Origin of the sequence: Holospora curviuscula, from assembly GCF_002930195.1 — a bacterium.
GTDB lineage: Bacteria > Pseudomonadota > Alphaproteobacteria > Holosporales > Holosporaceae > Holospora > Holospora curviuscula.
The window spans coordinates 1-21701 of record NZ_PHHC01000078.1; the positions used below are offsets into that span (position 1 = coordinate 1).

A 21701-nucleotide genomic window follows, 5' to 3' on the forward strand; every position below is an offset into this window, starting at 1 on the left:
TTTGGGGGTAGCGCTGTTGGCGTTTTGAAAGCCCTGAGACGTCTTGATGTTCGCGATAAAAAAACCTTAAATCATCCAAAAGTAGATCCAGAAAAAAGATCTGTATTGCACAAAAAGCATGATGAATTAAACAGAAAAGTTAATGAACGTGGAATTGCCCATGATATGCCAAAAACTCACGGGGATTCTGTAAAAGAGCAGCATCGTTACGAAACACAGGATTGGGGAGAGCAAGGAGAACAAATGTGTAGAACAACCGTCTATAGGCCCTTTAAGGGGCTCTACTTTAGGAGCCATATTACTTAAGAATTCTGTAGAGGGATTGACTTGTTGGGTCGAGGAGATTTTTCTAACCATTATCCAAGAAAACCGTGGTATTGTCATACTTTGCTCTTTTCCCCTCTTCATTATGACGATATCTCTGGGTTTATTCATGAATGCTTGAATGATCCCTCTATGCGTTAGCCTGGTAAAGTCATTCAATACGCTCTTCAATAGCCCAAAGGCTTTAGGGAGATCCCTCCAAAACCAGCCATTTTTGATATAAACTATGCCGCTCCATACCCGCCTAGCATCCCTTAGGCTGCGGCCTTACTTGCTTCTCTTTTCTCTTTTTGATCTCTCTTTGATGTCAATCCTATACTTTATTCCTGCTATTTCAACTTTTTACGTGATGGTTTCTTAATCATTGAATAGAACAGTGTTGAATCAAAACGCTGCACCCAGAACAAGGAATTATTTTGGATCATTCCTCATTCCATACATCACAAAAGACAAGAGCGCGCATCCAATCTGTGGGCTGAAAAATAATATTTTTACCACTATATTCACCCAATCTGAATTCTATAGAGAAATTCTGGTCTCATATGAAACGATTTCATTAAGGATCAAATTACAAAATTCACTCAATGATATGAGGCTATAACCCCTTCTTTTTCGAACCTAATACTATATGATTTAATATATACAATCATCCATACCTCGAAGAAGAAGTAAAAATTTGCTATAGTATGCTCCGTGGGCATAAAACAATTTGGAGAAATCATATCGTTGCAACGATTTCAAAAGTATATTTTTTATGCCGTATTTAAATATACCTTAGCTTTTTTTCTGGGATTAAATGGGTTAAGCTGGTTTGCTCAGTTTTTTAAAATCAGTAAAGGAATTTCGGGAGGAGCGTCTTTAACAGGAATTGCATTTCTGTCTTTGGTAAGTTTGATACCTATGAGTTACTACCTCTTATCCATTGCACTGATTTTGGCGTGTGTTTATCGCTATATGTCTCTTATTCAAGACAAAGAAAGAGATGTTTTTTATAGTTCAGGTATTGAGCCCTGGAGTTTAGCCTGGCCCAGCGTAAAAATAGTGTTATATTTAATTATTCTCTTGTACGGTGTAAGTTTTTGGGGAGGACAAAAAATTGCATCCTATATTCAACGTAGAGAACAGCAATTAAAACAAGTGCTTCCGCATCATTGGTTAACGCCAGGTGTTTTCTTTTCTATCGGAAACGCGACGTTGTATATTCATAATAAGAGAGTGGATGGAACGTTGGAAGGGATTTTATTGCACGAACAAAAATTCAAACGGACCCTTGTTTTTTCTGGAAAGTATGGCAATATCAGTCAGGATGGTCAGGATTTAGTATTTAAGCTCTATAACGGTACCTGTCACATTGTGCCTCAGCGTGTTGGTAAAGCGCCTCATGTGATGTCCTTTAAAACTTATATTGTAAGAGTCCCCCATCAGAAAAAAATTTTATTGACTACTCCTAAACCCCAGGGTCTGACGTTGAATGCCCTATGGAAACGCATACAAGGGGCAGATCCTAAATTTCCTTGGATCCGAGAACTGTATACGCGCTGTGTGTTTCCTCTGTGGATGCTTCCCAACGTTTTATGGATTACTTGGGTAACACTAACTAGCCAAAGTGTTCGGGTAGGATTATACTACCGCTATGGTCTTTTATTTTTTGGATTGATGGTCTTACAGGCTGTTCCCTTAGCTGTGGTGTATACTTCCTTTTTTTGGGCAATATGCCTACACACGGTGGGGTGTATTCCTGGTATCTTGTGGATAAAATTAATACTTCAGAACCGTACAGGTACGCCCCATGATTTCTATGATTCTTAAATATAACACAAAAAATTTTCTAAAATCCTTTTTTTCTGTTCTCGTATTCTTTTTGATTTTTTCTTTTATCCTGGAACTTTTATTCATTAAAAAAAATCTTATTGTAAAAACAACCTCTGTACAGCAATATGAGTATTTATTTTTAAAAGTCGCAACGTTAATTAACAAAATATTTCCGTTTATTATATTTATTTCGGGAATATTATGGGTATTAAAAATGAAACGACTGAGAACATGGTCTATATTTCAATCTTCTGGAGTCTCTATAACACAAATTTTGAAGGGGCCCACCTTGGCGGTAATCCTCATAAGCTTATTTGAGTTGTTATATTGGGGTCCTTGGTGTCATGGGATGATGGAAAAAGCTTGGAGCATTCAAAAAAAAGAAACTTATTGGATCAAACCAAAAGCAGGGTGGCAATTTATTCACACCCCTTGCGGGAGGAACGACATTTTTTACCTTCCCGACACTCACATGGAATTATTTTCCTTCAGTAAAAATTTTATTTTACGAAGCTATGTGTACGCAAACAAGTTTTCTGTCTATCCCCATCATCTACGGCTTCAGAGAGTTTGGGTTATGGAAACAGATAAACCTCCGAAATTTTTATCTTTTCACACTTTAAAGCGCCCCTCCCAATTATTTGATCATACTCAAAGAAAACATCCTTTTTTAATGTCTTTTTTAGAGTTAAATTTCCAGTCTCCAAATACATTTCTATCTCGAACTATTGTATTGCGACGCCAATGTTTTTTGTCTAATACCGCATGGTTTTGTCTATTACTTCCTTTTTCCTCAGCGGTACTGTCTGGGTATTATCGTTCCGTTTATTACTATATATCCAGTATATTTTTTGGAAGTGTGATTTGTTTTGTATTGTTTTTAGCAAAAGAGTGGAGCTGTATGGTAAGCTATGCGATGACAGGTCACCTTTTAAGCTACATCATTGTTTGGTCTGTTCCTTTGGTTACGGCGCTATTAACGCTAGTTCTTTGGATTGAAAAAGCAGAATTGTAAAAAGCAGGGAGAAAAAAGATAAATAAAATTTTTTTCTCTATAGTATTATTTTTTTATTAATACTATATATATACGATATAAAATATAAACAATTCAAATTAAAAAAATATGCTTAGTAAAAATCTATTCTTATACTTATTTTTAATGTTATGGGGAGGAATATCTGTTCCCAGTATAGCAACTTCATTAGAAACGTTGGAATGGCACATTAAACGTTTAGCAAAAGATCCCATTACAACACCTCCAGAAAATGGATTAAATCTTCTAAAAAAAATAAAAAAAGAACTTCACAAGTATAGAAATATACTGCAAGACAAGAAAGGAACATCACTTAGTAATAAAGACAAAACCCGGTTAGAATTTATAGAGTCTGTCATACCATCACTAGAAGACTTTTTGAATACAAAGTATACCTTACAAAGGGCAGAGCAGTCTATTACACTTCCCAAGTTAGATACTGCTCTTCTCCCAAAGTCAGAGCTCAGAAAAAAGGATAAGGTAAAGATGTATTTACAAAAAATCAATCCTTTTCTTCAAAAACCACCTCCCTTTTCTTGAGGAAGGATATTTTTTTACGCTTTATTCTATTTCAGTCAATGTGATGCATTGTACACTCTATAGTGTAAGCGTTCTCCATCACAAAAAATTTCACTGAATACTTCCAAACCCCAAAGCTTGACATTAGAAGCTCTGTAAAAATGCGTCCAAGAGACAGTCCATAACTTTATCTTTGGTCCCAGAATTCTACACAGAATGTATTTTTCCTTTATGGATGCGTCCCAACGTTTTATAGATTACCTGGGTAACACTTACCATAGATCATAAAGTATTAAGTGGGGCATTGAGCGAATTCTTTAATTCTATCCTTAATCTATGGTTTTATACGAGTTCAGAGTTTCTCTATAGGATTCAGATTGGGTGAATATGGGGGTAGAAATATTATTTTTCAGTCAACAGATTGGATAAGCGTTATTATTCCTTTTTTATGTATAGAATTAAGCATAATCCATACTTAGGCTGAGGTTTAGTGCTTTGATTCAACATTGTCCTGCGCAATAATTAAAAAGATTTTTCCTTAAAAATTGTGGGGTCTATCGATTGATTATTCACTAAGCCAACTAGACTATGGGTTCTTTTGAATCGTGATATTAACACCAATTTTAGCAATACTATACAAGCATTTCAGGGAAGAGATCTTTTCTTACTCTGCTTCCTCAGAAGAAAAAAGGGGTATCACTCAATCTTAGCTTCTTGAATACTACTACAGTATATCTTTTACTTATAGAAAAGCCAGGTATAATATTGTTCATCTAGTATTCTTATTGATCTTTGACAAATAATTTTACCTTTGAATAGTGTATTCTACGTCTACACCCCAAAGGGTTTTTAGGGTCGTAATTTTTTTCTTATGTCGATTATACCATATACTAACTGTGTTTCTATGCATTGTAAATACTCTGATGCTTTTTTTGTACTTTTCCCTTTCTCAGGGAATAAATAACTTTTTTTCTTATATTATTACTCTATGGGATCAAACATCTATAGACATTATTTTTCTACGCTAACACGGCTGTGCACCTAATTCAAGACGATGTACTATCATCTTGGTATGAACATCTATTTTTTTTAAAAAAAATTTGCTACCCTCCTACTAATGTTTAGTCTGAAATGAGCGCACGGTGCATACTCTCCCTTGGTTCCAGGAAATAGAAAACAATGAATCTTTAAAACAGCATTGGTGGGAGTATTTTCGTTACGATACAAAAGATACTACACGAGAAACTTATACTATCATTATGCCCCCGCCCAACGTTACCGGATCGTTGCACCTAGGCCACGCACTGTCTTCTACCCAGCAAGATATTTTGATTCGCTTTCACAAAGCGTTAGGAAAGAACGTGCTTTGGCTTCCGGGAACAGATCATGCAGGAATCGCCACGCAAATGATGGTGGAAAAAGCCTTGGAAAAACAGGGGAAAAGCCGTAGCCTTATGGAGAGAGATACATTTTTGCACCATATGTGGCAATGGAAAGAAGAATACCAAGAGCGAATTCTTTATCAAATGAAGCGTATGGGATTTGCGGCGGATTGGAGTCAGTTAACGTTTACTCTGGATGAAAGCGTTTCTTATGCAACACGAGAAGCGTTTGTTCGGCTTTATCAACGGGGAAAAATATACAAAGCAAAACGCTTAGTCAGTTGGGACCCTGTGCTACGCACCGCGCTGTCTGATCTAGAAGTGGAGAATGTTCAAGAATCTGGAACTTTGTGGACTATTTCCTACAATGTAGAAGGCGGAGGCACGATTCATGTGGCTACTACCAGACCAGAAACTTTGTTGGGAGATACGGGAATTGCAGTACATCCTCAAGATGAACGGTACGCAGGCTATGTGGGACGCAGAGCTCAAGTACCGCTTGTAGACCGTTGGGTTCCTATTATCGCAGATGAAGCGATCGATCTTGAAAAAGGAACCGGTGCAGTTAAACTGACACCGGCTCACGATTTTTTAGATTTTGCCATTGCTCAACGCCACAATTTGCCTTGTATTGATATTTTTGATGAAGGAGGTCATTTAAACCATAACACACCCTTCCCTTTTCGCAACTTAGAGCGCTTAAGCGCACGACACTTAATTCTAGATCAGTTAGGGGAAAAATTAATCTGTGAATCCTCTGTGCACCATAGTGTGCCCCGAAGTCAGCGCTCCGGTTCTATTATCGAGCCACGCCTCACAGAACAGTGGTTTTTAGATACCACAGATATGGCAAAGCGTGCGTTAGCAGAAGTAAAAAGCGGAGCGTGTGAATTTTTTCCAAAAGATTGGGAAAAAACCTATGAAGAATGGTTGTCCCATATTCAGCCTTGGTGCATTTCGCGTCAATTATGGTGGGGACACCAAATTCCCGCATGGTATGATACAAAAGGAAACGTTTTTGTAGCGCACACGAAAAAGGAGGCTGAGCTGTTGGCAGAAGCTCAAGGCAGCACAGAACCTTTGACCCAAGATGAGGATGTATTAGATACATGGTTTTCCTCTGGACTTTGGCCTTTTTCCACCCTGGGATGGCCTCGAGAAGATTCCCCTTTATTTCGTGCTTGCTATCCTACACGTGTTCTCGTAACGGGATTTGATATTATTTTCTTTTGGGTTGCCCGAATGATGATGTTGGGCCTTGAATTAACAGATCTCTCTCCCTTTAAGCAAGTATGCATTCACCCTTTGATTTGTGATGAAAAAAGAAAAAAAATGTCTAAAACTAAAGGCAATGTCATTGATCCCATGGAGGTGGCAGATCAGTATGGTGTAGATGCACTGCGTTTTGCATTAGCGTTGGTGGCAACGCCTTCCGCCTACACTACGTTTGGAATCAAACATGTAGAGCAGGCTCGAAATTTCATGACTAAATTATGGAATGTAGGTAGATTTTCAGAATTGCATCATATCAAAGGAAGGTTCGATTTACCCCAAACGGTTCTTGAAGATATGAACCGCTGGGTCATTCGCCAAACAATTGCTTTGGAAGAAGAAGTAAAAAAAGCGTTACATTCTTACAGTTTTCATGAGGCGGCTTCTTGTATATACACCCAAGTGTGGTCTGTAATATGCGATTGGTACGTCGAATGGGTTAAAGATTCCTTAAGACACGAGTCTCATTCTGAAGAAGTGCGCCATATTATGGGATGGGTGTTAAATAAAACGTTAATCATTCTACACCCTTTTATTCCCTTTGTAACCCAGGCCTTATGGGAGATGTTGAATCCAAAAAACAAAGAAGGCGTTTGGCAACAAGACTGGCCTTGTTTTGCTCCAGAACTTTCTTTGTTTGTTCCCCCCATTGAGCGTCTTCAAGAACTTATTTCCACTATTCGTCGCATACGGGCAGAGTTCACTATTCCATCAAATCAGTGTATTGAAGTTCACATCTATACTATGTTAGACAGAAAACTTTTGTGCTCCCATAAAAATTTCATAGAGCGCATTACCCAAACAGCGTGTACCGTTTATGAGACTTCTCCCCCGGAACGGAGTCAAGGATTTAGCGTGCACCTAAATACATTAACCGTGATTTTTCGATTGCAAGATATGTTAGACATGAAAAAAGAATTGAATAGGCTTCAGCAGCAGTGTATTAAGATTCAAACAGAAATTTATGAATGGGAGCAGCGTCTTGGTTGCCAGGGATTCCGTAAAAAAGCTGCACCTCATGTAGTTCGAGAACTTGAAGAACGCTGTAATCAAAAAAAAGAAATTCTCAAACGTATTGAACAGGATCTTACGATGGTGAACAGTGCGCACCACGCTCCATAACAAGGCAAAATAAGAGCCAGAGTTTTTTGACGTGACGTAAAGCACGAAAAAGTGTCCACAAATTAATGTATTACTCGAGTCTTTGAACAATATATAGAATTTCAAAACGTTTCAATTTTTTGTTCAATTTAAAATTGAGTGGTTCTAATAAAATTAAAGTAAAAATTTATTTTAACGGATGAAGAAAATTGAAAAGAATATTTTACTATAATATTTTTTAGTTTTATATTTTTATCATATGTTAGTTATAACCAGCGCTCTTTAATTAGAGAAAAAAAGCCTCAAGTGCGTCATACACCGTATCAAAATGTGTAATATTTTTTTTGATTCATTTTTTCATATTAGCTCAAAACTTTTTGTTAGGATTTAGACCTAAGACGGTAAAAAATTACTCTACACTCTAGAAATTTTATGAGTTCGTTTGCTTTCTTGAATTTATGAAAGGCAGTATTATATTAATTTAGATTAAAAATGGGATTGTATTTCTTATAATTGTCAAAAAATGACAAAAAGACAATAGAAATGATAATAAAACAATAGAGCCTAGACTTAAAATCAAAAGACGCGCGCAACAATACTTATAAAAATACCGTAATTAGAGAGTGGATACAGTACAAAAAAGAAGAAGTACTCAGGCAAGATTAGGCAGAACAAGAAATATAGATCCAAATCAGATCAAAATATAGGTTAAAAATAACGAAGATAAAACATGAGCAGAGATAACGCAAGCGTTGCTTTTTTCTATAAAACAATTAAAAAGTTAAGCTTTAGTAATAAAAAAGCTTTTATCGTTAGGGAGCAATCAACGATATAGCACCTGAACGTTTTGTATAGAGTGAGGAGCGTGATATAAAGATGAAACAATTTGCAAAGACAGAGGGTGCACTAAGAAAAATAAAAAACTGGCTGGTAAGAAGCGTGGTCATTATTATCAATAAAACCCACCCATAATATACCTGGAATAATTAATCCATAGCACCTATGAGTGTTAATGAGTCTTGCAATACGGACCTTTTCATTGGCTAGAACAGTGTTTAATTAAAGTACTAAAACCAGGACAAGGGGTAATTTTGGATCAGACCTTATGCCATAACTCCCCCAAGACAAGAGCATTGATTGAATCGATTGGCTGCGGGTTAGTGTTCTTACCCCCATATTCGCTTAGCCTAAATATCATTAAGACATTCTAGGCTACTATGAAATGATGAATTAACCGTAATCTTACTCAATGTACTGAGTGACATAGGCTCTTAGTTGAATGCTTTCAAATCCTATCTTCAAGCTAAATTACTCTAAGAGCTTGTCCGCAAATGAGAGATATGTTAGTGTATCTGGATGATGTTGGATGCAATTGAGGAATATAAATGAATAGAAGAGCGTATGAGACAGATTTAAAAGACAAAGAATGGGAATTAATATCGGAATATTTTATACCAAATATTAAGAAGGCTGGCAGGCCTGTGAAACACAGCAGAAGAGAGATATTAGATGCGATTTTTTATGTGATTAGAACTGGTTGTCAGTGGAGATATTTACCACATGATTTTCCACCATGGAAGACAGTGTTTGAACAATACAGAAGATGGAAGAAAAGTGGAGTGATAGAAAAGATGAATCATAAATTAACAACAAGATATAGATTGCTTATTGGAAGGAGGGCAGAGCCCAGTGCATGCATAGCAGATAGTCAGTCTGTCAAGAGTACAGAGAAAGGGGGCGTCAGGGGTTATGACGGTGGAAAAAAAAATCAAGGGTAGGAAAAGGCACATTATAACAGATACGAATGGATTGGTGCTTGGTTGTTATGTAGGTGCAGGAAGTGAGAATGATAGAGATGGTGTTAAACTAGCACTTAGGAATATGGTGTGGAAGTATAGTGAAGTGAGGAAGATGTGGGCTGATATGGGATATGAAGGGAAGGAGTTGAAAATGAGTATAGATGAAGAATTTAAGATAGATTTAGAGATAATAAAGAGGCCAAGGTCTGGGTGCTGGGTGAGGAAAGATACACCTGTTGAATTACTACCAAGGATAGAGGGGGGCTTTAAGGTTCAACGGAGACGATGGGTTGTAGAACGAACATTTGGATGGCTTGGTAGAAATAGAAGGCTATCAAAAGAATACGACTTGCTTTGTTCTTCTACAGAGAATAACATTTACATGTCACTTAACAGACTACTCTTGCGCAGATTCTTTCCTCCTAATTAATTTGCGGATAAGCTCTAAACCCTCAGTTTGGGAGAACACGACTTGTTTTAATGAAAAAATATTGAATTTTTAAGAGAAGTGGCCAAAAAATATTTTAAGGATTAAAAGAATCGTGATGTAACAATTTCAAAAAAAGTAGGAAACAATGATTTCGTTATATTGCCTTTCTCTTAATAATAGTTTACTAGAGGGAATTGAAACAGTGCTTGTCTTAAAAACAATTTTTTGATATACTAAAGATCAAATTTTTAAAGAGAGCGAAATATGCGTGTTGCATCTTCTATTGGGCAAAAAAAATATCGTAGTAAAACCTGCAAAATAATTCGCCGCGGAAAACGTCTGTATTTAATTGATCCTAAAAACCCTAGGAACAAAGTCCGTCAGGGGAGTAAATAATATGACAGAAAACAAGGACGCAGAGAATTCATTTATTGAAAATAGAGCCCTTGTTCCCACCTGCTTAAACAGCGTTTCGGATCCTTTTTTATTAGTTTTGTTGGCTTCTAGACGAGCCCAAGAGCTTGCTTATGGCGCTCAAGCAGTAGTGAATCCCACGGGACATAAAGACTCGGTGGTAGCATTGCAAGAAATTGCTTTGGGAAAAATTGATCTTGATGCACTGCGAGAAACTTTAGTAGAAAGTTTTCAAAATAATCGAGTGTTGAGTGTAGTGATTGCTGTTTGCACGCTAAGTTTGAGTATTTAAGGTATTAATTCACCTCTGGTGGATATTTATTAGGTGGAAAATATGGATAAATCCAACACAAAAGCTTTGGAGGTTGTTTCCGTACCTGTAGAGGAAGAGATTCGGCGCTCGTATCTTGATTATGCTATGAGTGTTATTGTAAGTCGGGCGCTTCCTGATGTGCGAGATGGACTAAAGCCGGTACATCGACGCATTTTATATGCTATGGAGACCCTGGGGTTTCGTCACGATCGTCCTCACCGAAAATCAGCTAACGTAGTAGGAGAAGTGATTGCAAAATATCACCCTCACGGTACAGATCCTATTTACGGTTCCTTAGTGCGCATGGCTCAGTGGTTTTCTATGCGAGAAAAACTTGTTGATGGTCATGGAAATTTTGGATCTATGGATGGAGATCGCGCTGCTGCAATGCGCTATACAGAAGCGCGTTTAAGTGCTTTGTCGGACTATATGTTGGCAGATTACGATAAAGAAACTGTTGATTTTCAACCAAATTATGATGATACACAAAAGATGCCTGTAGTATTGCCCGCAGCTTTTCCCAACTTACTTGTAAATGGGGGAAGTGGTATCGCAGTGGGGATGGCCACCAACATTCCTTGCCATAATTTGGCAGAAGTTTTGGACGCGTGTTGTTTACTGTTGGACCATAAAGATGCAGAGTTAGAGCATATTATGACGGTGCTTCCGGGACCAGATTTTCCAACAAAAGGAATTATTTTAGGTACAAAAGGAATAGGAGAAGCGTACCGTACTGGAAGAGGATCTTTCTTGATTCGCGGACAAGCTCAAGTAGAGGCCTACGGAAAAGATCGGGAATGTATTCTAATCACAGAAATTCCGTATCAAGTGAATAAGTCTGCTTTAGTAGAGCGTATTGCAGAGGTTGCGCGAGATAAAAAAATTGAAGGAATGACAGAAGTCCGAGACGAATCAGATCGAATGGGTGTACGTATTGTGATTGAATTAAAGAAAGATGCTGCAGCCCAAGTTATCTTAAACCAACTTTATATATTAACGGATTTGCAAGTCTCGTTTTCAGTGAATATGTTGGCGTTGCATCGAGGATATCCGGTGCAACTCTCTTTGCTGGAAGTACTTCGGGCATTTTTAGAGTTTCGAAGAGAAGTAGTGGTGCGTCGTACCCAATATTATTTGCGCAAAGATCGAGAAACCATTCGCATTTTAATTGGGATCTATATTGCAATTTCTCACATTGATCGTATTGTAGAATTAATTAAAGCCTCCAGAGATCGTGACGCAGCCTTACAGGCTCTTATCACTCAGATATGGCAACTTGATAGTATCGTTTACGCGTATTTGAGTTTGTTAGATAACGATATAGAAAATTTAGAGGCATATAATGTATCGGGATATCGTTTGTCTCAAGAACAAGCTTCTGCTATCCTGGCGTTACGACTACATCGATTAACTGGTATTGGAAAACAAGAGCTTTCTGGTCAACTAGAAACTTTAAAGAATAACATCCAGTCTTACCTTGAACTGTTAAGGGATGATCATAAAATTGATGCTTTGATGAAAGAGGAATTTTTACATATTAAAGAAAAATTTGGATCTCCCCGTCTTACAAAGCTACAGGGAGAATATCTGCACCAATCTCCAGAAGATTTTGTGGCCTGCGAAGATATGGTGGTTACCGTGAGCGTAAACGGATATATTAAACGGGTTCCATTGGATGCGTACCGAAGTCAAAAACGGGGTGGGCGTGGAAAGAGTGCTATGGATGTGCGAGAAGAGGACGCGGTATCTCAAATTTTTGTTGCCGATACTCACCGGCCTTTACTATTTTTTACCTCTAAAGGAATTGCTTATCAAATGAAAGTTCACGAGCTCCCCTTAGGAACGACGACTGCGAGAGGTAAGCCCCTAATTGCATTTTTTCCTTTAGAGCGAGATATCGAAAAGGTTGCGACAATTCTTCCCCTCCCCAAAGATAATGTACCTTATTTTATTATCTTTGCTACTTCCCATGGAAATGTTCGTAAAAATGCTTTATTGGATTTTTTAACTATTCGCGCAAATGGTAAAATTGCCATGAAGTTAGAGGATGGTGAGCAACTGATTCGCGTTTTGTTGGCTAATGACGATCAAGATATTTTACTTTCTACCCATCAAGGAAAAAGCCTTCGATTTCCGGTACAGGAATTACGCAAGTTTACTGGACGCAATTCTACAGGAGTGCGAGGAATTTCTTTGAAGCCTGAAGATTACGTAATCTCTATGACTTTATTAAACAATATGCCGTGGACTTCGCAGGAAATTGAACTGTATATGAGCTCTAAAGCTCCTCTTGAAGAGAAATTTATTTCATCTATGGGTGAAAATAACACTACTCCTATCTTGGATGACCAGGTGCAGGCTCGCTTCAGTGCCATGGAAGCTGGAGAAGAATTTGTGTTGTGTGTTACCACGAAAGGCTGTGGAAAACGCACGTCTTCTTATGAATATCGTAGAGCCCATCGAGGTGGTCAAGGCGTTGCCAGCATGGAAGTAACCGCAAGAACCGGATCTATCATTCAAGCGATACCGGTCAAAGCGCAAGACCAAATTTTAATGTTGACCAATACAGGACAACTGTTGCGATGCCCCGTAAAAGATATTCGGATTTCAAGGAGAAAGACGCAAGGTGTTCGAGTATTTCGATTGGCTAAAGGAGAAACTGTAGTTTCGGTAGCAGTAATTTCTCCAGATAGCTTAGAGGTATGTGAAGAGGATTTACAAATAACATAAACGTTAATATTAGTTGAATTTTGTTGAGTATCCACCCTATAAACCAAAAAATAAGACTTGAAAAAAATGTAATATTTTTTTATAATATGACTATGCTTGAAAAGTAGTGGGGTTTTAAGGAAGGGGAAAAGTCTATTCCCTTTTTTTATATTATGAATCGAGAATCAATTTGGAATGCGTTAGATGTTTATCTAGAAAATCAGGGATACAGTTTAGTACAGGTTATTGTACAAACTCCAGCAGTGCCAAACATATGTGTCATGATTGAACACAAAGAAACCTTTACACTGTCTATAGAAGAGTGTGCCAAACTTTCTGTTGGAGTGCAGAAAGTTTTAAAAGAAAAACTGCTTTTAACAGATCTGCATATCTTAGAAATTAGTTCTCCTGGGGTAGAACGTCCTCTGGTAACTCCGGCCCATTATCGACGGTATAAAGGATCTCGTGTACTGGTAGGCGTACGCAGTTCCCTAAATGATGGACAAAAATATGAAGGGATACTCAAGAATGTTCTGGGCAGTGGTATTGTTTTGGAATTAAATGAAGACGATATTTTGTCTATAGAGTGGTCTTTTATTAAATTTTGTAAATTGTTATACAAATTTGAAAATAAAGAGGAAAAAGAAAGATGAGTGTATACAATATTGGCCCCTTATTATTAAAAGAAATTGATGGTTTAGCAAGAGAAAAGTTTTTAGAAAAAGAAGTATTGTTACCTATTTTTGAACTGGCTTTTACGAAAGTCTACGCTAAGCATTATGGATTGAAAAATGACATTAGGGTTTCTATTAATCCTGAGACGGGGGATATGTGTCTAAAACGGCATCGTCTTATTGCTCAAGAAATTACGTGTCCTTTTAGACAAATTCATTTTCAGGAGCTTCCTCTAACCTCTCAAGGAGAGATTATCAATGGTGAATGGGTTGAACCTTTGCCTTTATTGGAATTATCCCGCTCTGACGTGGCCAGTGTGCTTAAAGTATTGCAACACGAGACCCAGGAAATGGAACGTAAGGTTCAGTATGAAGAGTTTAAGTCTAGAGTAGGAGAAATGGTAAGTGTTACCGTTAAACGTCTTGAGGGACGCAATGTTATTGTGGACTTGGGACGAGCAGAGGGAATGATTTTAAGGAGAGAGTTACTAAAATGGGAAAATTACAGTATTAATGATCGACTAAAAGCCTACATTTATGCGGTACGCCGTGAACCTCATGGACCCCAAATTTTTCTCTCTCGTACTCATTCAGGATTTTTACACGAACTTTTTGTAAGAGAAGTAGATGAAATCGCTCAAGGACTCATTGAGATTAAAGGAATTGCTAGAGACCCTGGAAGTCGAGCAAAGGTTGCAGTTTTCGCTTACAACTTTACCAGTAAGGGAAGAAATTTTTCTCCTGTGGGAACCTGTGTAGGAATTCGAGGTAATCGCGTTAAAGCCATTCAAGAAGAGCTGAAAGGAGAACAAATAGACGTGGTGCTCTGGTCTCAAGAAACTCCTGAATTTATTGTCAACGCATTATCTTCTGTTGAAGTTCTAAAGGTAGTTGTAGAAAAAGGTACCAATCAATATACTGTTGTAGTACCTGATGGGCAAAAAAATCTTGCTATTGGTCGAGAAGGACAAAACGTGTCTCTAGTGTGTAAACTTACGGGAAGTAATATTAATATTATGAGCGCTTCTGAAGAGCAACAAAAGCGTTCAGCTGATTTACAAGAACGCATGGGACTTTTTATTCAACGATTAGATCTAGATGAATTTTTGGCACATTTTTTAGTTCTGCAAGGATTTGAATCTCTGCAAGATATTGCCTCCACACCGCAAGAAGAGCTTATGCAATTGGAAGGCTTTACTTTGGAAATTGCACAAGAATTGCGGGAACGAGTGCTAGAAGCGTTAGAAGAAGAAGAAAAAAATTATAAAGATAAATTTATTAAAAATAAAGGAGATCCTCAGGTATTAGCCCTATGCAGTCCGTATATGTTGGACGCCTTAGTGGCTAATGGAATTTTGACGTTAAAAGATTTTTCTCAATTAAGCTTAGATGAATTGGAAGGATATTTAACGGGAGTACGGCATGGAATGACTTCCCAAGACCTAGGAGATCTTATTATGCAGGCACGAGCATTATGTGCTCCCGACTCTGACTCCACAATCGTTCAAAAAGAGTAAAATTAGAAGGTCAAATGTATAGAACCTGAACGTCTTCTATAGAATAACAAGAAGGGTGTAAAGATAACGATTTTCAAAGACAGAGGGTGGAGTAAGATAAGTAAAAACTGGTCGGTAATAAGCGTGGTAAGGTTTATCAAAAAATACGTAGTATAAATGGCTTAGTAGAAATACTCAATCCATAGCACTCATGGATTTTAATGGTTCTTCCAATACGAATCTTTTTAATCCTTGGGGAGAACAATGTTGAATCAAAGCGCTAAAATTCGGGGTAATTATAGATCGTACTTCATTCTTTCAGTCACAAAAAAAGCGCTCATCGAATCAGTTGGTTGTATTTTAATCCCTTATTCATCACCTTTAAATCCTATAGAGAAAATTTTGACCAATATGAAACGATAAAGTAAGGGTAGAGTGACAGAATTCGCTCAATGATATCAGGCTATAACCAGATTTTTTTGCACACTTAATACGAGGTGATTTTGGCTCTACACAAATCAATAGTTACAGGTGTGTTCACAGGGTATACCCTGGCCTTGAAAGAGAGTATGATGTCCGAAAAAATGAAAGTACCAAAGAGATCCACCTAGACTTGAATTTTAGGCGCACACCATTCAGGATTTTTCTCTTTGAACATCTTCCAGAAAATGAGAGTGTCTCCCTTTATACCGCCGTCGTTGGAAGTTATATTATTTAAGCATCACCCGTTATGGATGCTCTCGCGAGTTATAAAAATTTCAATATTCTTTTTTAGAGCTAATCTGTTAGAAGTATAAATACTTTTTTCTGTTTTGAAAAAATTTAGACCGTATATTCCATGTACGATGACGCATATTCTAAATTGTTGTGGCAATTTGCTCTTTTTCTAGACAAAAAAACTCGCAAACTATTTATTCAGTATCTACAAAATTGTGTAAAAGAGTAATTTCTCAAAGCTTCCTTCTCTAAGACTGTTACTAAAGTAAATCATAGAGTATGAGGTTGGAAAAAAAAGCGGGTTATAATCCCGTATCATTGAAAAAATTCTGAAATTCTATTCTTAATTCATCGTTTCATATGAGTCCAGAATCTTTCTAGAGGATTTAGATCTAGTGAATAAGAAGGTAAAAAAATTATTTTGTAGCCAACATATTGCTTGAGTGCTCTTTTTTTTTATGGTTTATAGATCATGGATGCTATAAATTGATTATTCCAGCTATATTATAGTTTATTTTGTAATAGTTACCACGCTTCTTACTTAGGCGATTTTCGATTGCTTGCATTACTTATACACACTGAGCTCACTTTTCTTGCTCTACTCCCCCAGATGAAAGAGTATCGTATCGCTAAATCTTAGCTTCTTGAATGCTCTGGTAGGATCTTCTTTATTTATACGTAAACTTAGCCTCCTAAACTTAGCCCCAATATCCTTTAATCGAGTATTCTTATTCATCTTTGACAAAAATTCTACCTTTAAATAATCTAGTCTACGTTTACACCTTAACCGTTCTCTAACATGGTCTTATCTCTATGACGCCACCTACGTACTGTACTTCTGATGATTTTTTTGTGTTTTTTGTTTACTAAGGTAATAGATTATTTTTTTTCTCACTTCGTTACGCAATAGGTTTGTGCACAGTCGTTTTTATCCTTCCCTGCTTGTGCACCTAATTCAAAATGATTTTCTATAGATTTTTTGCTCCTCGTTACGCTGTGAACAAAGTGGCTGCTTAAATTCTTTCTATGCCTTGATCTGTACACCATCTGTTGAATGTATCCCTGCTTAAATCTAATACTTTACGTATTTTGCTATAGGTATTTTCTTGAAGCCTATTGGCTATTACTCCTAGACCCTCTATATCTTTTAGAGGCGTTATAGCTTTAGTTTGATCTATTACGGGAATTTCCCGTCCTATTTTAAACCTTCGTAAAATTTATTTTTTTATACGTACAATTTTTATAGTCCGTGCGGAACGTAGTTGGGCTGTGGATTGGAAGCAGTAGATTACTGAAAAACTTCAAAAAGAAATCTTGGGCTTGTTAGAAAAATCGTTTCAACACAAAAAATTATTAATTGAAGCGTTTATGCCTTAAAAAAATTCCTGCATGCTAGAGAAGCAGCAGAAGATTTTGAGTTAGCTAGAGAGTTTAATATGAAAACATAAGATGATAAGTCTCCTAATGCTTACGAGAAGGATGAGGATGCTGATGAGTTTGCGCGCAATGTACAAAGGATAAAAGATAAATTTTTAGCTTCAATGGAGCAGCAGAGTAAAGAGAATAGTTCTTGGAGAAAGAAAAGAGACGATATATTTAAAGAGTGTAAAGAAATTTTAGCAGTTCTTTCCGAGCGTAAAAAAAATAATGTACTCTCCGAACATGGAATTGATATTGAGATAAAAAAACGATAAAATATTAAAGTGGATTTAATTCCTTCTTAAAATCAAAAAATAAATAAAAAAATAGAACTTCGGTAATAAACAACCCTTACGATAGAATGCGCTATTATTCAGTCTTCTACAGAGGCAAAATGATCAGTACTGGCTGATGATAAATCCAGAAAAGTGTCCCAATTTCATAATGATTTAAAAGAAAAAGTTCAGAAATATGTTCCCAAAATTTAAGCATTAAGAGAAGCACAAAAACTTCGAGCTCATAAGCTGATTGAATCTAAATTTCCCGCTTTGATAGATTTTTTCATGAAAAAGTTCCCTCATCAAAAACTCATTATGGAAAAATTACTTAAAGGATACGATGAATTTGAAAATAATAGAAAAAAATTCGTATCAGAAAAATTCAAGGTGAACCAGAGAGCAGCGCTCTTAATCGAAAAAATAAACTGTGTTTCAAACAATTGTATGACTTCGAACAGGAACTCATGAATCATCAAGAACAACTGTTTATATATTTATATGCCTTCGCTTCGCAAGAGTCTAAGTATTGCATACGTGTTTTGAATGTTGAGATCCTTTCTCAACCAATAGATCCCTGCTGAGCCCCTCAAGCGGTGGAAGCTCAGTTTAGAAATGTCGTTAACGAGAGAGTGCGTTGAAACCTATCATAGATAAACTCACTAAACACCTTGAATTTCTAAGCCAAAAAAAGTTCAAGCTCTTAGAGAATGCAAAAAAATTTTGATGTTTATACAAACACATTCAAAAACTCTCCGTATAACCTCTCGATAACCCAAATAATTTTTTCTGATCAGATACGAATAGTCAATAGCTATATTGATAAGATTAAAGAGTACCGAAGCGGTATTCAAGACGAGGTTTACTATAAAAAAATAGGTGAAGCGTTTTTCTTTGATAAACAAGACAAAAAGCGACACAACCTATTATAAATACTACAAAAGATCTACCCTTCCCCCTAAAAATGATGACGAACCAGAAGAATCCTGGAGAAGTTTTGATGCAGATTTATTTAACAAGTATTATAAAAAGAAAAAAAATAGTTAATGAAACTGCTTAACTAGAATCCAGATCCCTCTAAAACTAAGAAGTTTGATAATTTATGGAAGTAAAACATAGAGTTCAGTCAAACCATTGACAAAATACAGAAAAATTTAAAAAAGAACTTCGAATCATCTGGATGCAAAAAATTGAAAAACTATGTTGAAGCACGGATTCCACAGTAATACTGTGTTAAGAGATTAAAAAAAATTTTTAGAAAAAAGCGGTCTTTGAATCTCTTTCTTACTTACACGCGAGAGAAAAATTAAATACTCTTTTTTTATTGAGAAATTAAACATATCTTGGAATGGCTTCATTGTGCATCTTCTCAAAGAAAATTTTTTTATTGGAAGAAATGTTTTCCAGGCCTCCCCATAGTGAAATGTTTATCAAGTTCTAATCTCGCATTAATCGGTATACATCATACGAAAAACAGAAATATTGTCATTATCTCGAAAGGTTTCTTTTTTAATGTTAATCTCCAAATCATAAAGCGCATTCATCCGTTGTTCTAAAAATCCTAAAGACCATGTATCGATATTCTGAAGAATAAAGGGAAGGTGTTTAAAAAAAATAGGTGGATCCAGTTGAGTGGCCAATGTGGTAATATGCTGAGCCCGAGCTGAGCCTTTAGGTTCTTTATGGGTTTTCGTGTATTGTTCAAGAAGTACTTTCAATTGCCAACATTGCCAGGCCAATTTTTGCCATGCACGTACCCATTTTAATTTTTGATCGTTATAGCGTAAGGTCGTAATAATACTCATATCAGGCGTATGAAGTAACGGCAAAAAAATTTCTTCTGAATTCAGGACCAAATAATGGAATACCCCTTCTAAGTCTTCTTGCTGTAAAGGATGATTATTGTTTGTTTGACACAATAAGTGAATTGTTTTTGCGGTACTGACCCAGTCTCCTTCCTGTATCCATTGTGCTACGATTTTTATGTGGTTTCCAGAAAGAGAAACGTCGTGCGCCGCTAAGCAGCGCTTAAGAATAATTATAGATTGATCCAAAGAGACTTCGTAGCTTGGTACCAAGCCCCATACAGAAGATTTTTGAAAATTTTGTACCCACACAGTGTGCTTTCGAAATTGAGAAGAAGTAAAAATCAAGTGTATTGTTTCTGGTAATGTATTAAGAATGGACTGATACGCTGAAAATTTTCCTTCTGAAACCTCTTCAATCACAATGACCGTACGCCCTACGTTAAACAATGTAGGAGAACACAGTGTGACATAATGATCCCAGAATTCTGCATCTTGTGTTCTAATAAAACGTACATCTAGATCTTTGACTTCGTTTAAAATATTTTCAATAAGATCAGGTTTATTTCCATATAACAAAAAAGCACGATACATTTTTTCTTTGAATGCAGGAAAAAATTCGTGGAGTGCTATTTTCATGGAAAGTCTTTGGAAGAATCTATCTTATCTTCCTGTAAAGCTTGAGAAATTTCATGAGATTTTTGTTGCAGGATCCAAGGAAGCGCCCGCTGGATTGAAGGAAAAATTGAAGCGTCAAGCCGAAGCCTTTCTTGAGAAGTAAAATCACTCAACACAAATTTAGATACTTCCATAGCACCGGGAGGACGCCCAATACCAATGCGAAAACGGCCATAATCAGTACCACAGCGGGCAGAAATATGACGCACTCCATTGTGTCCTCTATGTCCACCGCCAAATCTCCATCTTTGCGTTCCAAAAGCCAATTCTAATTCATCGTGAAACACAACAAGACGATCTAATGGAATATCATAGAGCTTAAGAAGCTCTAATACCACATTCCCGGAAAGATTCATATAAGACAACGGCTTACACAGTAAAATCTGGTGCTCTTTATAGGTGACCGCTGTCAGTAATGCATTCTTTTTTTGAAATTCTCGGAACGGGTTGGTTTGAGAATATTCAAAGATATTTTTTAAAAAATCCAACACCATAAACCCGACATTATGTCGCGTTACACTGTAGTCGAACCCAGGATTCCCCAAACCAACCCATAACCATCCATAAGACATAAACGTTATACAGTAGCAGTTTGGGATTCAGAATTCTCTTGAGTCTCAGATTTATCTCCAGAGAAAGGAGGAACAATACTTACAATAGCCTCATCTTTTTCCACATGAAGTACCTGAACATCTTCAGGAAGCGTAATAGATGTTAAATGAATAGTTTGTCCAATATCTAAACTACTCAAGTCAACTTCTATAGACTCAGGAATACGACTAGCAGGCGCCAGAACTTCAAGATGATGGTGCACTACATTTAACGCACCACCCCGCTTAATCCCAATGCTTTTATCTTGATTAAGAAACACAATGCGCACCAAAAGATTTATTTTTTGGTGCCCTGATAAACGCCGTAAATCTATATGAATAGCTCTATCTTTTACACTACAAAATTGAATAGAGCTAATAAGGGCTTTTCCATGGTCAGACAAATGGAAAACACGACTAAATATTCCAGGAATTTCGAGTTCTTTGGAAATATCTTTTGCACACACAGAGAGATTTTCTGAGGGTCCTCCTCCATAAAGAACACAAGGAATACGTCCTGAAAGTCTTAATGCACGTATCTCTCCTTTAGTTTGATGGGGTTTTCTAGGATATACAGTTAATACAGAAAATGACTCTTTAGTAGATTTTTGGTTCATTGCTTTACAACATCAACAATTTATACTTAGAATATCGTTGATTTGGGGTAAAAAGCAATAGCCCTCAGGGCCACCTCATAAAAAATTTTGTTTCAAGATACGGGAAAGTATGTCATCACTCCAGCCCCCCATTTTTCTGAACCGCTTGATTGGATTATCTTGGCATCTGAGCTTGTTCAGAGCTATATGCCTGCTTATTGCCATACTGTGGCGAGCGTTTTCCTTCCGTATTCTCCTTTGATCCTCACCAAATGACCTATATACTACCCAATGTAAGGCCCAATGACCTCTAATATATGAGAGCATTGTTTTAGCAGTGACT

At 36.9% G+C, this 21701-nt stretch carries 18 protein-coding genes and 1 pseudogene; 15 read left to right on the top strand and 4 right to left on the bottom strand.

Annotation, left to right across the window (positions count from 1 at the left end; translation table 11 throughout):
- From HCUR_RS08250 to nusA, 14 genes and pseudogenes are all read left to right on the top strand, one after another.
- Positions 1-306 (top strand): annotated as a pseudogene (locus HCUR_RS08250) (hypothetical protein); the annotation flags it as partial.
- A 21-nt stretch (positions 307-327) separates the two neighbouring features.
- The gene (locus tag HCUR_RS08255) at positions 328-465 is read left to right on the top strand and encodes a hypothetical protein (RefSeq protein ID WP_165780639.1); all 138 of its coding nucleotides are present in this window, start codon (positions 328-330) and stop codon (positions 463-465) included.
- Positions 466-809: 344 nt separating this feature from the next.
- A complete protein-coding gene (locus HCUR_RS10065) occupies positions 810-884 on the top strand; it encodes a transposase (protein ID WP_423751885.1) in 75 nt (24 codons plus the stop codon).
- 133 nt (positions 885-1017) lie between these two features.
- On the top strand, positions 1018-2133 hold the full coding sequence (locus HCUR_RS01820; protein ID WP_165780640.1) for an LptF/LptG family permease: 1116 nt from the start codon (positions 1018-1020) through the stop codon (positions 2131-2133).
- Complete coding sequence (locus HCUR_RS01825; protein WP_104206485.1) at positions 2114-3151, top strand: LptF/LptG family permease; 1038 nt, start codon at positions 2114-2116, stop codon at positions 3149-3151. The genes HCUR_RS01820 and HCUR_RS01825 overlap by 20 nt, the downstream gene beginning before the upstream one ends.
- 108 nt (positions 3152-3259) lie before the next feature.
- Positions 3260-3709 (top strand): hypothetical protein, encoded by a 450-nt coding sequence (locus HCUR_RS01830; protein WP_129591840.1) that lies wholly within the window; start codon positions 3260-3262, stop codon positions 3707-3709.
- A 1121-nt stretch (positions 3710-4830) separates the two neighbouring features.
- Positions 4831-7464: a valine--tRNA ligase gene (locus HCUR_RS01835; RefSeq protein WP_104206487.1), complete on the top strand. Its 2634-nt coding sequence runs from the start codon at positions 4831-4833 to the stop codon at positions 7462-7464.
- 998 nt (positions 7465-8462) lie between these two features.
- The gene (locus tag HCUR_RS10070) at positions 8463-8654 is read left to right on the top strand and encodes a transposase (RefSeq protein ID WP_104206488.1); all 192 of its coding nucleotides are present in this window, start codon (positions 8463-8465) and stop codon (positions 8652-8654) included.
- 174 nt (positions 8655-8828) lie between these two features.
- A protein-coding gene (locus HCUR_RS01845; protein WP_104206489.1) for an IS5 family transposase occupies positions 8829-9672 on the top strand; the annotation gives its coding sequence in 2 pieces (ribosomal slippage) (positions 8829-9182 and positions 9184-9672; 843 coding nt in all).
- Positions 9673-9936: 264 nt separating this feature from the next.
- Positions 9937-10068: a 50S ribosomal protein L36 gene (gene rpmJ / locus HCUR_RS01850; RefSeq protein WP_104206490.1), complete on the top strand. Its 132-nt coding sequence runs from the start codon at positions 9937-9939 to the stop codon at positions 10066-10068.
- A gap of 1 nt (position 10069) precedes the next feature.
- On the top strand, positions 10070-10378 hold the full coding sequence (rpoZ, locus tag HCUR_RS01855) for a DNA-directed RNA polymerase subunit omega (protein ID WP_104206491.1): 309 nt from the start codon (positions 10070-10072) through the stop codon (positions 10376-10378).
- A gap of 42 nt (positions 10379-10420) precedes the next feature.
- On the top strand, positions 10421-13129 hold the full coding sequence (gyrA, locus tag HCUR_RS01860) for a DNA gyrase subunit A (RefSeq protein WP_104206492.1): 2709 nt from the start codon (positions 10421-10423) through the stop codon (positions 13127-13129).
- Positions 13130-13281: 152 nt separating this feature from the next.
- Entirely contained in the window at positions 13282-13761 is a 480-nt protein-coding gene (locus HCUR_RS01865; protein WP_104206493.1) for a ribosome maturation factor RimP, read from the top strand.
- Positions 13758-15299: a transcription termination factor NusA gene (nusA, locus tag HCUR_RS01870; RefSeq protein ID WP_104206494.1), complete on the top strand. Its 1542-nt coding sequence runs from the start codon at positions 13758-13760 to the stop codon at positions 15297-15299. Before HCUR_RS01865 ends, nusA begins: the two co-directional genes overlap by 4 nt.
- 1044 nt (positions 15300-16343) lie before the next feature.
- Here the strand turns inward: nusA and HCUR_RS10075 are convergent.
- A complete protein-coding gene (locus HCUR_RS10075; protein ID WP_423751886.1) occupies positions 16344-16415 on the bottom strand; it encodes a hypothetical protein in 72 nt (23 codons plus the stop codon).
- 2153 nt (positions 16416-18568) lie between these two features.
- On the opposite strand from HCUR_RS10075, the gene HCUR_RS08260 reads away from it, so the two are divergent.
- Positions 18569-18736, top strand: coding sequence for a hypothetical protein (locus HCUR_RS08260; protein WP_165780641.1), 168 nt, complete (start codon positions 18569-18571; stop codon positions 18734-18736).
- 401 nt (positions 18737-19137) lie between these two features.
- Here HCUR_RS08260 and HCUR_RS01880 read toward each other — a convergent pair whose 3' ends face one another.
- From HCUR_RS01880 to HCUR_RS01890, 3 genes are read right to left on the bottom strand one after another with little or no spacing between them, the layout of a single operon-like run.
- Positions 19138-20133: a DNA polymerase III subunit delta gene (locus tag HCUR_RS01880; protein WP_104206496.1), complete on the bottom strand. Its 996-nt coding sequence runs from the start codon at positions 20131-20133 to the stop codon at positions 19138-19140.
- Positions 20130-20744: an aminoacyl-tRNA hydrolase gene (pth, locus tag HCUR_RS01885; protein ID WP_104206497.1), complete on the bottom strand. Its 615-nt coding sequence runs from the start codon at positions 20742-20744 to the stop codon at positions 20130-20132. The genes HCUR_RS01880 and pth overlap by 4 nt, the downstream gene beginning before the upstream one ends.
- A gap of 5 nt (positions 20745-20749) precedes the next feature.
- Complete coding sequence (locus tag HCUR_RS01890) at positions 20750-21379, bottom strand: 50S ribosomal protein L25 (RefSeq protein WP_104206498.1); 630 nt, start codon at positions 21377-21379, stop codon at positions 20750-20752.
- Between the last annotated feature and the right edge of the window lie 322 nt (positions 21380-21701).